The following is a 13,456-nucleotide window of genomic DNA, read 5'->3' as shown; positions in this document are numbered from 1 at the left end:
TTTTGCTGGAAATGCTCTAACTCTCCTCCTTTCAGGTTTCGCGCAAGCTTCGCAAGCTAAGGTCCGCTTCGTAACAGGAGACGGACGTGCAGCAGGCAACGGCTAAACCCTTCATAAAAAGCGGATTTCTGACCGGCAGCGATATGGGCCTGGCGGCAGGCATGATCATCATCCTGACGGTGCTTTTCCTGCCCGTTCCAGCGATGGTGCTGGATATCGGTCTGGCCTTTTCCATCGCTTTTTCGGTGTTGATTCTGATGGTGGCGCTGTGGATTCAGCGGCCGCTCGATTTCTCGGCCTTTCCGACCGTCCTGCTGATCGCGACCATGATGCGCCTCTCGCTCAATATTGCGACGACGCGTGTGATTCTCACTCACGGCAACGAAGGCTATCTCGCCGCGGGCCATGTGATTCACGGCTTCTCGCAATTCGTGATGGGCGGCGATTTCGTCATTGGTCTCGTTGTTTTCTGTATCCTGATTATCGTCAACTTCCTCGTCATCACCAAGGGTGCGACGCGTATCGCAGAAGTGGGCGCACGCTTCACCCTCGACGCCATTCCCGGCAAGCAGATGGCCATCGATGCCGATCTTTCGTCGGGCCTGATCGATGAAAAGGAAGCGCAGCGCCGCCGCCGCGAACTGGAAGAAGAAAGCTCGTTCTTCGGTTCGATGGACGGTGCCTCGAAATTCGTGCGCGGCGATGCCATTGCCGGTCTGATCATCACTGCCGTCAATATTTTCGGCGGTATCATCATCGGCGTTACCCGCCATGACATGAACATTTCCCACGCGGCTGACGTCTTCACCAAGCTGTCGGTCGGTGACGGTCTCGTCACGCAGATTCCTGCCCTTATCGTTTCGCTCGCCGCCGGTCTTCTGGTGTCGAAGGGCGGCACGCGCGGCTCTGCCGATCAGGCGATTTTCGGCCAGCTTGGCGCTTATCCAAAGGCGCTTCTGGTAGCGTCGATGCTGCTGTTCGTTCTGGGCATCATGCCGGGCCTTCCGGCGTTTCCATTCTTCATGCTGGGCGGCGCGATGGCTTTTGTCGGCATTGCCGTGCCCCGCCGTCAGGCACGCCAGCGCGAGGCGGAAGCCGCCGAAGCGGGCAAGAAGCAGCGCGAGGCCGAGGATCAGGAACGCAATTCCGTCAAGGCATCGCTGGAAACCAGCCAGATTGAACTTTGCCTCGGCAAGCAGCTTTCCGCACGCCTGATGGCTTCGCAGCAGGAGTTGGCGCATCGCGTTAACAAGATGCGCCGCAAATTCGCGCAGGAATACGGCTTCGTCATTCCCGAGATCAAGGTCACCGACGATCTTGCCCTGCCGCCCAAAAGCTACCGGATCAAGATTCATGGCACCTCGGTGGCCAGCCATGAACTGCGCGTTGGTGAAATTCTGGTGGTGCTGGGCGAGCGTCCGATACCGTCGATCCCCGGCGAGGAAACGCGCGAGCCGGCCTTCGGTATGCGCGCCTATTCGGTGCCGGAAACCTTCGCTTCGGATTTGCGCCGGGACGGCTATATGACGGTTGATAATCTGTCCGTCCTGCTCACCCATCTCAGCGAAATTGTGCGCAACAATCTGGCCCAGCTCCTGTCCTACAAGGATATGCGCATTCTGCTGGATCGTCTGGGGCCGGAATATCGCAAGCTGGTCGAGGATATCAGCCCGGCGCATATCTCCTACTCCGGTTTGCAGGCTGTGCTGAAGCTTCTGCTGGCCGAGCGCGTGTCGATCCGCAACCTGCATCTCATTCTCGAAGCCATTGCGGAAATCGCACCGTTGGTGCGCCGTCCGGAAATGATTGTCGAACATGTACGCATGCGTATGGCGCAGCAAATCTGCGGCGATCTTTCCGATAATGGTGTGCTCAATGTGCTGCGTCTCGGCAATCGCTGGGATCTGGTGTTCCACCAGAGCCTCAAGCGTGACGCCAAGGGTGAAATCGTCGAGTTCGATATCGACCCACGCCTGCTGGAACAGTTTGGCACGGAAGCATCGACCGTCATTCGCAAGCATTTCGACAATGGCGAGCGATTCGTCCTCGTGTCGTCGCCGGAAGCGCGGCCCTATATCCGGATGATCATCGAGCGCCTGTTCGCAACCTTGCCGGTGCTGTCGCATGTCGAAATCGCGCGTGGTGTGGAAGTGAAATCGCTCGGCGCGATCTCATAGGTTAGGTTTTTCGATTCCCTCGACCCCTCGATCCTTCGAGATGCCCCTCCTTCGCCAAGCTCGGAGGGGCTCCTCAGGATGAGGGGGAGGGGAGCCAGACTTCCCCCTCATCCTGAGGAGGTGCCCTGAGCGCAGCGAAGGGAACCGTCTCGAAGGATCGAAGGATCACAGGATTGAAGGACGAGGGGATAGTTATTGATTGATACGCGGAAAGGGGCCTGAGTGCCGATCGCGCAACTGCCGCTCAACGATATCATTCTGGCAGCCGTTCTGGCGTTCTGCCGGGTCGGCGCATGCCTGATGCTGATGCCGGGGATTTCGAGCGCGCGTATTCCCTTGCAGGTCCGGCTCTTCATCGCGCTGGCGTGCTCTTTCGCGGTGCTGCCGCTGGTTTTGTCGCGCATTGTCACCGCCGTTGATGGCGGCGCGCCGTGGACGCTGTTTCGCCTGATGGCGAGCGAGATGTTTGTCGGCGCGGTGATTGGCATTCTGGCGCATATCTATTTCTGGGCGCTGCAATTCATGGCCAACACCATGGCGATGGCCATTGGCTTTAGCGGCTCACCCGCCGATGCGATTACCGAATCGGAGCCGCAGGCAACGCTTGCGACCATCGTGACATTCAGTGCGCTGCTGCTGTTCTTCGTCACCGACATGCATCTGGAAATTCTGCGCGCGTTGCTCAATTCCTATACGGCCATTCCGGTGGACGGGCGATTCCGGCCTGATGCGGCGATGATCGATTTTACCGATGCGCTGTCGTCGGCCTTCATGGCGACGTTGCGAATCGCAGCGCCATTCATCGTCTTTGCGATTCTGGTCAATTTCGCGGTCGGTCTGGTCAACAAGCTGACGCCGTCGATCCCGATTTACTTCGTGTCGATGCCTTTCGTGCTGGGGGGCGGGTTGCTGGTGATCTATTTCATCCTACCGGAACTCCTGCGCTTCTTCACGAACGAAACCGCCACGCAAATGCGCGCTTTGTTTTGAGGTGGCCATGGCCCAGACCAACACACGCAATCTGAAAAAGCTGATCGATTTGCAGAAGCTGGGCAGCGCCCGGCTCGAATCGGCGCTTGCCGTTTCCAATGCCCGCAAGCTCGCGCTGGAAGAAGAGCGTCTGGCGCTCATCGCCATGCAGGACCGGCGCTATGACGGCGCCGTCTTCGATATCGATCCGTCGCTGCTCATCAGGCGTCTTGGCGCAAACGCAGTCGAATCGATGGCGCTCGAATCAAAGCTCGAATCGGAACGCAGCGCGCTTTTGAAGGAACAACGGCGGGTTGAATTGCTGGAAGACCGGCTGGTAGAGGCCAAAAACGAGCTGGATCGGCATGAATTGGCCAGTCTGATCGAAGAATTTGTTAGCCGGAAAACCACGAAAACGCCGTCCGGGCCACGCTGAACTCACCCACAAGTTTCAGTCAAGTTTGACCCATTATGGTGCACTCATAGGATGAAGAAGGAAACTTTGCATGGCGATCAACCCGCCGTCAGATCTGGTGATGGATGTAGCCCGCGCGGCCGATCCGCAGGCCTATCGCATGGCGGCGGAACGGTTGAAGTCGGTCTCCGGCACCATGCAGGCGACGGCGTCTTCCGTGACAGGACTGACACGGGATAATTTCGCCAGCTTTTCCGACAGTCTTTCGGCGGGCGTGACCATGCGACCCGACGCACAGAATACGATCAATCCGGCCTATCGGAAATTCGAGGCCTTCATGCTGCAATCCTTTGTGCAGTCGATGTTCACCAGTGACACGACAGCGACCTTCGGCAAGGGCATAGCGGGCGATTACTGGAAGTCGATGATGGCGGAAGCCATGGCGAACAAGATGGCGGATGTCGGCGGTGTCGGCATTGCCAGACTGCTTGAGGAGCAGGCGGCGCGCAAAGGGCGGGCAGATGCGCCGACCACTGCAGCATTAGGAGATGTGATCAACAATCTGGGAGAGACTATGAGCAACAATGCGGTTTCGAACGATCTGATACACGGGTTCGAACGCACGCTCATCCAAAAGCAGCTTGAGAAAAACGACGACGCGGATAGTGCGCGCGGCTGAACGATAAATGCCGCAGAGCGCAACGCGACGTCCCCCGAAATTGAGGAACCTTGAAATGACCGAGACAAGCTCTGAAACCAGCCTGCCGCCGGAAGAATCGCTGGTTCTCGCCCAGGCGAGCGAACAGGTGCATGATCTGGCCCACCAGGAACTGGCGATGGAACCGGTGCAAAACCCGACTTTGAAGCCGGTTGTTCGCGCCATCCAGCGTCTTGAGGACGTCATCGAGACCGAAACGCGCCTTCTCATGGAAGGCGGCAATCCCGATCTCGCTGAAATCAATTCGCGCAAAAGCCGTGGTCTCTATGATTTCAACAAGGCTATCAAGAAGGCTGCCGGTCTGGCCGAGCCTGCATCGCTGAAAGGCTTGCAGCCCCTGCTCGACAGCCTGAAGCAGAAGCTTGAGAAGAACTGCGAAGCGTTGCAGCTGCATCTGCGCGCGGTCGGCGAGCTTGCCGATGTGATCCGCGGCGCATTGGAAACACAGGAAGCCGACGGCACCTATTCCATGCAGAGCGCGAGGCTCGGTCACGCGCGATGATCCGCATTTTCGTCATTGGCTTGTGGATTTGCGCTGTCGCTTTCGGGTCGCTGTTCATGGCGACCCGTCAGAACGCGGCATCGTCCGGTGAGGCGCAGGCCGCCGTTGGCGGCTTCGGCGGCGTGGATTACGTCAAGACGGACGTGATGAGCGTGCCGATCATCTCCAATGGCGGTGTCGCGGGCTATGTCGTGGCGCAACTCGTCTATACGGTCGATTCGAATATCCGCAAGAAGCTGAGCGTGCCGCTGGAGCTGTTCATCAGCGACGAGATTTTCCGCAAGTTCTACGGCAGCTATTCGGATACGAAAGAGGTTGAGAAAGTGCAGTTTGAGGATGTTCGCGCCTCGATCATCTCAGATCTGAATGCGCGTTTCCCGGAGCCGGTGATCAAGGACCTGCTGGTCGAGCAGTTCAACTATATTTCTGCTGAAGAAATCCGCGCAATGAACATGCGCGGCGAGCCGACATCAACCGCCCCGGCCAATCAGACGCCCGGAAAGCAGGCCAATGCCAATATCAATGATGGGCAGACGGCTCACAGCGAATAGTATTTTCCGCCAAGCTGCGCCAGCCGTTCGCTGTCCAGCGGTGTGACGGTCGGATCGGTGATCAGCTCGACGCCGATTTCCCGGCCGTTGCGCCAGGCGATGCGGGCCAGAAGGGCGCGCTTGTAATAATCGTCGAACAGCCAGAATCTGTCGGGCAAGGTCGGGGTTTCCATGGTTCTCAGCTTGGCGCCATGGGGGGACAAGTCGCTGAACTGGCACTCAACGATAAACTGCCCGTCCAGATCTATCAGTTTCCCCGAACGTAACCTCGTCCTTTGTCTTTCTTCCCTGCGCCGCTCCTGCGGCGACTTCATGCGCGCCATATGAAAATCTTACCCACTAATCCCCTGAACTAGGTATTTTTAGCAGATTTCGATTTCCGAAGCGTTACTTTTAAAGTTTCACTGGCGGAATTCCATACGTCCTATGGCTAAGGCTCAACGTGGAAATTTGATGAAAAGGGTGGAAGGCTATCCGTTTAGGCATCAACGCCGCACTGGCGCAAAAGTCAGGATACTTCCGACAATGTTTCAGGTTTGCGCCCTAGGTAGATCGCCGTCACAAAGTTGCGGGGCACCATTCCACTGAATTCCGCGTCCGCGATGCGTTGAATATCATTTAAGAAGCGCGTGCGCTCCGCTTCAGGCAGCCGAGAAACCGGCGAGAAAGTCGCCGTTAGGTCAACGACCTGTCGGGTCGTTAGCGTGGTGCTCCATCTGATTTCTTCATACGTGACATTATTGAAACCTGCCGCTTGCAACTCGGCTATCCGCACATCTCTATTGAGCGCAAATGGCCGACTCGAACCCACCGCGTGAGAAGGGCTGCGGCTTAACCCTCGGAAAAGCGTCTGGGTTCGACGCTGGAATGGGTCCATATCGGCAGGGTCACCAAAGACCGTCCACCACATGGCCCACATTCCCCCTGCTCGCAAAAGCCGGAAGACCTTTGCGAGTGCGCTATCCTGCCGGAACCAGTGAAAAGCCGTGGCGGCGACGCCGAGATCGAATCCGCCGGAAGGAAGCGAGCATTCTTCGAATGAAGTTTGTAGGATGGTGAATGATTGGTTGTAGTGCCTCAGCCGTGCGCCCAGAACGGCAGCTAGTCGAGCGTCAGGTTCGATAGCCGTCATTGTGGAGCCCAAGGCAAGCAAGGGTGCTGTAGCCTGTCCCGTCCCCGCACCAATCTCGAAAATTCTAGCAGATGGCAAGGCTGGACAGTGCTCACGCAAAATCTCATATATCCGCGGCGGATAGTCGGGCCGTGCATTGTCGTAGCCTTGGCTATTCAAACCAAACGCGCTTCGGCCCTCTTCAAGTTGAATGACATCTGGCATTCGTTCCTCGAAAACTAGACAGAATTTACAATTGCGCGACTTTATTGCGATCGTCATCGCGACACCCGCCGCCCAGTCACGAGGCCCGTCTGGCGGGTTAGAGGGACTACATCTCCCGCGAGTGACCCGAAAGGCTTCGAAAGCCGACATGACCGCTACGAAACGTCTTTACCCCTGCTGCGTCGCAGTTCGGACGAGCGCTTGGAATCATTCAGAAAAGTCAGCAATCCCAAACCAAAGGCAACTTCGCGTTATCACGCCACTGGATACTCCTCCTTGTTCGCGTTTCTCCTTGAATATCGGGCATTTCGGGGGATATTATCCTTGAACTAGGAGTTCCTTAGCTTCAGTGATCGCCGCAGGCCTGGCACAGGCCGCGCAGTTCGAGCGTCGTTTTGCGCGACTTGAAACCGTTTTGCAGGCTCCAGGCGCTGACGAGATTTTCAATCGCCGCATCGGAAAACTCAGTCACCTGACCGCACTTCTCGCAGATCGCAAAGGCGACGAGACCCTGCTGATGGCATTGCGGATGCGCGCAGGCGACGAAAGCGTTCAGGCTTTCGAGCCGATGAATGAGCCCGTAATCGAGCAGCTTTTCCAGTGCACGATAGACCTGAAGCGGCGCGCGAAAGCCGTCATCCCGCAGCTGGTCGAGTATAGTATAGGCGCTGAGCGGCCCTTCCGCCTTGGACAGAACATCGAAAACGAGGGTCTGGTTGCGGGTCAGATCCTGTTGCGTGTGATGATGGTGATGCGTGCTCATTGTTCAGCAGTCCGTTCAGGTGTGGCCTCAGCTCTCTTATGTAAGGGCAGAAGGCTGAAAATGAAAATGGCAAGCGCCGCGACCACGATGGAAGGGCCCGACGGCGTGTCGAAATGGATGGAGCCATAAAGCCCGCCGACAACGCCTGCCGCGCCGATCAGCGATGAAAGCACCGCCATTTGCTCAGGCGTGGACGCGAAACGGCGGGATGTCGCAGCCGGTATGATCAGCAGCGACGTGATCAGCAGAATGCCGACAATCTTCATCGCAATGGCAATGACGATTGCCAGAAGCAGCATGAAAATGACGCGCGAGACGGCGGGGTTCATGCCTTCGGCCCGTGCGATATCTTCGCTAACGGTCGCGGCCAGCATGGGCCGCCACAACCAGGCCAGCACAGCGAGCACGAATGCGCCGCCGGCATAGATATAGACGATATCCATGCGCGAAACGGCCAGAAGATCGCCGAACAGGAAGGAAAGCAGATCGACGCGAACCCATGTCATGAAGGCAACGATCACCAGACCGAGCGACAGGGTGGCATGGGACAGGATGCCGAGCAGCGAATCCGCCGACAATGTGTGGCGGCGCTGCAAAAGCAGCAGAATCGCGGAAATCGCAACCGACACAGCGAAGACGCCGATCATCAGATTGATATCGAAAATGAGCGCCAGCGCCACACCAAGCAAGGCGGAATGGGCCATGGTGTCACCGAAATAAGCCATCCGCCGCCAGACGATGAAGCAGCCGAGAGGCCCGGTCGTCAGCGCCAGGCCGATACCGGCAATCAAGGCGCGGGTGAAAAAATCGTCAAGCACGGTGTACACCTTCCCCATGATGATGTTGGTGATGCTCGTGCTCGTGCTCGTGCTCGTGCTCGTGCTCGTGCTCGTGATGATGGCCATCCTCTGCATGGCAATGATCCGTCACCGAACCGTCGCTGTGCAGCACGCGCCCGTCAGGCAGATGCGTATGATCATGGTGATGCTCATAAACGGCGAGCGGTCCAACGGCGCGACTGCCGAACAGGCGCATATATTCCGGGCTTGCTGTTACGTCGCGCGGGGTTCCGCTGCAACAGACATGACCGTTGAGGCAGATGACCCGGTCGGTCGCCGCCATGACGAGATGCAGATCATGCGAAATCAGCAGCACGCCGCAGCCGGTCTCGTCGCGGAGCCGCGCAATCAGTTCATAAAGCGCGGCCTCGCCGGAAAAATCCACGCCCTGCACAGGTTCGTCTAGCACCATGATATCCGGCTTTCGCGCCAGTGCCCGCGCCATCAAGGCGCGCTGGAATTCCCCGCCGGAAAGATGGGCCGTCTCCGCTTTCAGAAGATGCGGGATGCCGACCACCTCAAGCGCCGCAGCGATTTCCTGCTTGCTCAATGGGCCAGTCAGCGTCAGCAGACGTTCCACCGAAAGCGGCAGGGTGCGGTCGATATTGATCTTCTGCGGGACATAGCCGATGCGCAGGCCGGACTTGTGGATGATTTCGCCTTCGTCGGGCTTGAGAATGCGCAGCGCCATCTTGGCCGCGGTGCTTTTGCCCGCGCCATTCGGCCCAATGAGCGTGACGATCTCGCCGCGCTCGACCTTTAGATCGACATTGCGCACAAGCCAGCGCCCGTCGCGATAAACACCCGCGTTTTTCAGTTCAATGAGCGTTTCCCGCGCCTGACCGGAGGCCTGGCTGGCGGGGATTGTATTCTTTCTGGCCATTGCAATCGGGGCTTTCGCTGCCTGCATCTTCATTTCGCTTAAAGCGCATTCCAAAGGATCGTCCACCGTTCGGACTTTTTCCCAGCGTCTTTTTCGGGCGGTGCGACACGCCATATCCCGATTATGAAATCCACCCGCCCATGCTGTCGCACAGGACAGCAATTTCAGGATGAATGCGATATCGCCAAAAAAAGCCGGGGTGAATTTCTCCAAAAAAGGGTTGCTTGACCTTATGGCAGACGTTATAGCATAACGCAACTGACGTAATAAAATAACATATCATCGAATATGATGCTCATCCCCGCTCATTCAAGAGAGATAACATGAAACATTTGCGTTCCCTGCTGCTCGCCTCCGCATTTCTCACCGGTCTTGGCGGCAGCGCCTTTGCCGCAGAACGAGACGGCGTCGTCGTTTCGATCAAGCCGCTCCATTCGCTTGTTTCTGCTGTCATGCAGGGCGTCGGCGAGCCGAAGCTGATCGTGCAGGGCGCGGGTTCGGAACATGTTTATAGCCTCAAGCCTTCGGATGCCGAGGCCATCGAACATGCCAAGGTGATCTTCTGGGCTGGGCCGTCGATGGAAACCTTCCTCGACAAGCCCATTGATACGTTGGGCGAAGGCGCCAAGGTTGTCGCGCTCGGTGAATCAGAAGGGCTCACCCGGCTGAAATTCCGCGAAGGTGGTCCGTTCGAGGCGCATGATCATGGCCATGAGGGCGAAGGTCATTCGGAAGCGGGCGAAGGCCACTCCCATGAAGGCCACGACCATGCCCATGGGCATGATGACGGCGACAAGAAGGAGGCGGAAGCTGGTCACGATCACGCTGCCGAAGCGGGCGAAGGCGCGCACGAACACCACCATCACCACGGCGAATATGATCTGCATTTCTGGCTCGATCCGGAAAACGGTAAGGTGCTGGTCACCAACATTGCCAAGGTGCTGAGCGAGAGTGATCCGGCCCATGCCGCACAATATGAGCAGAACGCGAAGACCTATGCCGAAAAGCTGGACGCGCTGACCAAGGACATCGTGACGGAATTGCAGCCGGTGAAGGACAAGCCATTTGTCGTGTTCCACGATGCCTATCAGTATTTTGAAAATCGCTTCGGTGTGAACGCTGCCGGTTCCATCACAGTCAGCCCGGAAAAGGCTCCAGGTGCTGCCCGCATTCAGGAGATCCACGACAAGATCAAGTCGCTCAATGTGGCCTGCGTGTTCTCCGAACCGCAGTTCGAACCGAAGCTCGTCAATACGGTTATCGATGGAACGGATGCCAAGACCGGCGTTCTGGATCCGCTCGGTGCAGAATTGAAGGACGGCCCCGATCTTTATCCGCAGCTGATCCACAATCTGGCGGATTCGCTGAAAACTTGCCTGTCCTCGTAATAGCTGCGGTTGCTGCCCCTTCCTAAAGCGTTTGCAACCGCAACGGCGCCGGGCCATCCCTCGGGTGGCCCGGCGCAAGATAATCCGTCAATGGCGGCGCTGCCGCCAATTTTTTACACTTCAAATGTAATGATATAACATTAAAAGGACGATGTTATGAGAAAACGGCTCCCAGTCACAGTCCTCTCCGGTTTCCTTGGCGCTGGCAAGACGACGCTTCTCAATCACGTGCTCAACAATCGTGAGAATCGCCGTGTAGCGGTTATCGTCAACGATATGAGCGAGATCAATATCGATGCCTCGCTGGTGCGCGAAGGGGGTGCCAATCTCTCACGCACCGAAGAGCAGCTGGTGGAAATGACCAATGGCTGCATCTGCTGCACGCTGCGCGACGATCTTTTGAAGGAAGTTTCGCAACTGGCTGAGCAAGGGCGCTTCGATTATCTCCTGATCGAATCGACCGGCATTTCGGAGCCGCTGCCTGTGGCGGCGACCTTCGAGTTTCGCGACGAGCAGGACAAGAGCCTGGCCGATGTGGCGCGGCTCGACACGATGGTGACGGTCGTGGATGCGGCCAATCTGCTGAAAGACTATGCGTCGAACGATTTTCTGCGCGACCGGGGTGAGTCGCTGGGCGATGAAGATGAGCGGACCCTCGTCGATCTTCTGGTCGAGCAGATCGAGTTTGCCGATGTGGTGGTGCTGAACAAGGTTTCGACCGCGTCGCCCGAAGAACGGGATCTGGCCCGCAAGGTCATTCATTCGCTGAACCCCGATGCGCGTATCGAAGAGGTTGATTTCGGGCAGGTTCCGCTGGATGCCATATTGGATACGCGCCTGTTCGACTTCAACAAGGCACACGAACATCCGCTTTGGTACAAGGAGCTTTACGGCTTCAACGATCATGTGCCGGAAAGCGAGGAATATGGTGTTCGCTCCTTTGTCTACCGTGCACGTCGGCCTTTTGACCCAACAAAGTTCCAGTCGTTTCTCGATAAGAGCTGGCCGGGCGTGGTGCGGGCCAAGGGCTTCTTCTGGCTGGCGACCCAGCCGGATTATGTCGGCGAGATCAGTCAGGCCGGCGCATTGGTGCGTACAAACAAGCGCGGGCGCTGGTGGTCGGCGGTGCCGAAGAACTATTGGCCAACCGAGCCGGGCTGGACGAGCGCGATGGAGCCGTACTTCCACAAGGTCTGGGGCGATCGTCGTCAGGAGATCGTCTTCATCGGCGTCGATCCGATGTGCGAGGAAGCGCTGACAGCCGAACTGGATACATGTCTGATCGAAGATGAGACATTTGCGCCGGAACGCTGGTCGGACCTGACCGATCCGTTCCCGAACTGGTCGGTCGCGGCTTGAATTAAAATGCTATTCCGACAGCGAGGCGAGCGCCTTGCTGTCGGCAAGCGTGCGGTGGTCGAGCACATTGGCAATGGCCTCACGCACATCCAGCATCATCAGGCGCACTTCGCATTCTTCTTCGTCGCAGTCGTCGCAAGGGTGATAGTCGGTCTTGCTTGCGCAGGCGATGGGAGCCAGCGCGCCATCAAGCGCACGAATGATATTGCCGATGGCAATTTCATTGGCCGGACGCGCCAGACAAAATCCGCCGCCCTTGCCTTTGCGGCTGACGACGAAACCGGCATTGCGTAGCTCGGTGAAAATATTGTCGAGGAACTTTCGCGGAATATGATGCTTTTCGGCGATCTCACTGGCTGAGGCCAGTTGTCCATCGGCTATTCCGGCCAGATGAACCATGGCTTTCAGGCCGTATTTGCCTTTCTTGGTAAGCATGCCACCCCTGCGAGACTTTCAGATAAAAAGCGTAGCGGCTAAACCGAGCTGCGACAAGTCTTTTCGCCCAGCCGGCTCATCTTATTGGCCGTCCCGCAAGGCTAGCGCCAACGCGCCTTGCAAGGCATCGCCAAGTGGCGGCTTATAAAGTGCGCGGTGTGGCAAACAGGGCAGCGCGGCATAGGTATTCGCCAGCCCGCCAGTCATGCTGAAGCGTCCAAGCGCCTCGACGCCTAAGCGGTCCAGTCCGCGACGGATGGAATCGCAGGCCCGCTCTGTGATCGAAAGGCCGACAGGATCACCTTCCATCGCCCATTCGAACACCAACGGAGCAAAGGCGGCATAGTCGGCGGCGGTCGCGTTGCGTGAAAAGGCGGTGATCTCACGTGCATCACTATTAAACTGTGCCAGTGCAGCGTCGATCAGCTCACTGCGCGCAGCCATGCCATCCGCAACGAGCAGCGCCTCTTCCAATAGCTCGCGCCCCAACCGCGCGCCGCCCGCATGGTCGCTGAGCATAAAGCCGCGCCCGCCGACAATCTCAATGGTCTCGCCCGTTCGCTTGATAAAGGCCGAGCCGGTTCCGACAATGATCATTACGCCGTCGCCATCGCCGAGCGCGCCTTGCAGCGCGGTGACCGCATCCGACACGATCCTGACCTTCCCGAAAGGTAGTGCATTATAATGCGCTTCGCGGTTGGCCAGCGAGTTGGCTCCGGCGAGACCCAGCACTGCCCGCGCTTCACTTAATACTGCAATGTCGAGCCCGGCATTCACGGCGGCCCGTTCTGCGGCTTCTATTATATGCGCGAGTGCAGTCGGCGTATCAGCGCCGATATTGGCTGGCCCGCCGGTGGCGCGGCCCAGAATGTTCCCGGCTCCGTCCGTCAGGATTGCCCTGCATCCGGTTCCACCGCCGTCAACGGCAATGCGATACGGTATGTGCTTGATTGTCATATGTTTGTCGCAACTGTTCGAATCGACAGGTTTCGTCGGTTGATTTTACGTTAAAAGACACCATATTGGCTGTGGAAAAGAAAACTGGATTTTTATTGATCTAGGCGTTGACAGTTTGAGAGTTGGGGGCCTATATAGCGCCACAACGAGGGCGGCGACGCTGC

The 13,456-nt window shown here is 57.6% G+C and carries 15 protein-coding genes; 8 read left to right on the top strand and 7 right to left on the bottom strand.

Annotated elements, in window-relative coordinates; genetic code table 11:
- The first annotated feature begins 86 nt into the window (after positions 1-86).
- The 6 genes from flhA to FHW03_RS24565 all read left to right on the top strand — a co-directional run bounded on the left by flhA (position 87) and on the right by FHW03_RS24565 (position 5,332).
- Entirely contained in the window at positions 87-2,177 is a 2,091-nt protein-coding gene (gene flhA / locus FHW03_RS24590) for a flagellar biosynthesis protein FlhA (protein ID WP_182523057.1), read from the top strand.
- 222 nt (positions 2,178-2,399) lie between these two features.
- A complete protein-coding gene (fliR, locus tag FHW03_RS24585; protein ID WP_182523056.1) occupies positions 2,400-3,167 on the top strand; it encodes a flagellar biosynthetic protein FliR in 768 nt (255 codons plus the stop codon).
- Between the two features lie 7 nt (positions 3,168-3,174).
- The gene (locus FHW03_RS24580; protein ID WP_182523055.1) at positions 3,175-3,582 is read left to right on the top strand and encodes a hypothetical protein; all 408 of its coding nucleotides are present in this window, start codon (positions 3,175-3,177) and stop codon (positions 3,580-3,582) included.
- 70 nt (positions 3,583-3,652) lie between these two features.
- On the top strand, positions 3,653-4,240 hold the full coding sequence (locus tag FHW03_RS24575; protein ID WP_182523054.1) for a rod-binding protein: 588 nt from the start codon (positions 3,653-3,655) through the stop codon (positions 4,238-4,240).
- A gap of 55 nt (positions 4,241-4,295) precedes the next feature.
- On the top strand, positions 4,296-4,781 hold the full coding sequence (locus FHW03_RS24570) for a flagellar protein FlgN (RefSeq protein WP_182523053.1): 486 nt from the start codon (positions 4,296-4,298) through the stop codon (positions 4,779-4,781).
- Complete coding sequence (locus tag FHW03_RS24565) at positions 4,778-5,332, top strand: hypothetical protein (protein ID WP_182523052.1); 555 nt, start codon at positions 4,778-4,780, stop codon at positions 5,330-5,332. Before FHW03_RS24570 ends, FHW03_RS24565 begins: the two co-directional genes overlap by 4 nt.
- Here the strand turns inward: FHW03_RS24565 and FHW03_RS24560 are convergent.
- The 5 genes from FHW03_RS24560 to FHW03_RS24540 form a co-directional block, all read right to left on the bottom strand.
- Complete coding sequence (locus FHW03_RS24560) at positions 5,320-5,655, bottom strand: PilZ domain-containing protein (RefSeq protein WP_078340886.1); 336 nt, start codon at positions 5,653-5,655, stop codon at positions 5,320-5,322. The two genes, FHW03_RS24565 and FHW03_RS24560, sit on opposite strands and share 13 nt — an antisense overlap.
- Positions 5,656-5,840: 185 nt before the next feature.
- Complete coding sequence (locus FHW03_RS24555; protein WP_182523051.1) at positions 5,841-6,725, bottom strand: class I SAM-dependent methyltransferase; 885 nt, start codon at positions 6,723-6,725, stop codon at positions 5,841-5,843.
- A 289-nt stretch (positions 6,726-7,014) separates the two neighbouring features.
- The gene (locus FHW03_RS24550; protein ID WP_182523050.1) at positions 7,015-7,431 is read right to left on the bottom strand and encodes a Fur family transcriptional regulator; all 417 of its coding nucleotides are present in this window, start codon (positions 7,429-7,431) and stop codon (positions 7,015-7,017) included.
- Positions 7,428-8,267 (bottom strand): zinc ABC transporter permease subunit ZnuB, encoded by an 840-nt coding sequence (znuB, locus tag FHW03_RS24545; protein ID WP_182523049.1) that lies wholly within the window; start codon positions 8,265-8,267, stop codon positions 7,428-7,430. Before znuB ends, FHW03_RS24550 begins: the two co-directional genes overlap by 4 nt.
- Positions 8,242-9,153: a metal ABC transporter ATP-binding protein gene (locus tag FHW03_RS24540; RefSeq protein ID WP_182523090.1), complete on the bottom strand. Its 912-nt coding sequence runs from the start codon at positions 9,151-9,153 to the stop codon at positions 8,242-8,244. Before FHW03_RS24540 ends, znuB begins: the two co-directional genes overlap by 26 nt.
- Positions 9,154-9,476: 323 nt before the next feature.
- On the opposite strand from FHW03_RS24540, the gene znuA reads away from it, so the two are divergent.
- Positions 9,477-10,541 (top strand): zinc ABC transporter substrate-binding protein ZnuA, encoded by a 1,065-nt coding sequence (gene znuA, locus FHW03_RS24535; protein ID WP_182523048.1) that lies wholly within the window; start codon positions 9,477-9,479, stop codon positions 10,539-10,541.
- A gap of 156 nt (positions 10,542-10,697) precedes the next feature.
- Positions 10,698-11,900, top strand: a complete 1,203-nt coding sequence (gene zigA / locus FHW03_RS24530; protein ID WP_182523047.1) for a zinc metallochaperone GTPase ZigA — start codon at positions 10,698-10,700, stop codon at positions 11,898-11,900.
- Positions 11,901-11,909: 9 nt separating this feature from the next.
- Here zigA and FHW03_RS24525 read toward each other — a convergent pair whose 3' ends face one another.
- Together FHW03_RS24525 and FHW03_RS24520 are read right to left on the bottom strand one after the other, a co-directional pair.
- The gene (locus FHW03_RS24525; RefSeq protein ID WP_138787317.1) at positions 11,910-12,335 is read right to left on the bottom strand and encodes an Rrf2 family transcriptional regulator; all 426 of its coding nucleotides are present in this window, start codon (positions 12,333-12,335) and stop codon (positions 11,910-11,912) included.
- 81 nt (positions 12,336-12,416) lie between these two features.
- A complete protein-coding gene (locus FHW03_RS24520) occupies positions 12,417-13,292 on the bottom strand; it encodes a BadF/BadG/BcrA/BcrD ATPase family protein (protein WP_182523046.1) in 876 nt (291 codons plus the stop codon).
- Positions 13,293-13,456 lie beyond the last annotated feature (164 nt).

The organism is Ochrobactrum sp. RH2CCR150 (assembly GCA_014138095.1).
GTDB classification, from domain to species: Bacteria; Pseudomonadota; Alphaproteobacteria; order Rhizobiales; family Rhizobiaceae; genus Brucella; species Brucella gambitense.
This window is presented reverse-complemented; position numbering and strand designations above follow the sequence as displayed.

What these genes read in the sequence shown, in the direction of transcription:
- FHW03_RS24580 (WP_182523055.1), top strand. Translation starts at nt 3,175, where the DNA reads ATGGCCCAGACCAACACACGCAATCTGAAAAAGCTGATCGATTTGCAG.
- FHW03_RS24575 (WP_182523054.1), top strand. Translation starts at nt 3,653, where the DNA reads ATGGCGATCAACCCGCCGTCAGATCTGGTGATGGATGTAGCCCGCGCG.
- FHW03_RS24570 (WP_182523053.1), top strand. Translation starts at nt 4,296, where the DNA reads ATGACCGAGACAAGCTCTGAAACCAGCCTGCCGCCGGAAGAATCGCTG.
- FHW03_RS24565 (WP_182523052.1), top strand. Translation starts at nt 4,778, where the DNA reads ATGATCCGCATTTTCGTCATTGGCTTGTGGATTTGCGCTGTCGCTTTC.
- FHW03_RS24560 (WP_078340886.1), bottom strand. Translation starts at nt 5,655, where the DNA reads ATGGCGCGCATGAAGTCGCCGCAGGAGCGGCGCAGGGAAGAAAGACAA.
- FHW03_RS24555 (WP_182523051.1), bottom strand. Translation starts at nt 6,725, where the DNA reads ATGACGATCGCAATAAAGTCGCGCAATTGTAAATTCTGTCTAGTTTTC.
- FHW03_RS24550 (WP_182523050.1), bottom strand. Translation starts at nt 7,431, where the DNA reads ATGAGCACGCATCACCATCATCACACGCAACAGGATCTGACCCGCAAC.
- znuB (WP_182523049.1), bottom strand. Translation starts at nt 8,267, where the DNA reads ATGGGGAAGGTGTACACCGTGCTTGACGATTTTTTCACCCGCGCCTTG.
- FHW03_RS24540 (WP_182523090.1), bottom strand. Translation starts at nt 9,153, where the DNA reads ATGGCCAGAAAGAATACAATCCCCGCCAGCCAGGCCTCCGGTCAGGCG.
- znuA (WP_182523048.1), top strand. Translation starts at nt 9,477, where the DNA reads ATGAAACATTTGCGTTCCCTGCTGCTCGCCTCCGCATTTCTCACCGGT.
- zigA (WP_182523047.1), top strand. Translation starts at nt 10,698, where the DNA reads ATGAGAAAACGGCTCCCAGTCACAGTCCTCTCCGGTTTCCTTGGCGCT.
- FHW03_RS24525 (WP_138787317.1), bottom strand. Translation starts at nt 12,335, where the DNA reads ATGCTTACCAAGAAAGGCAAATACGGCCTGAAAGCCATGGTTCATCTG.
- FHW03_RS24520 (WP_182523046.1), bottom strand. Translation starts at nt 13,292, where the DNA reads ATGACAATCAAGCACATACCGTATCGCATTGCCGTTGACGGCGGTGGA.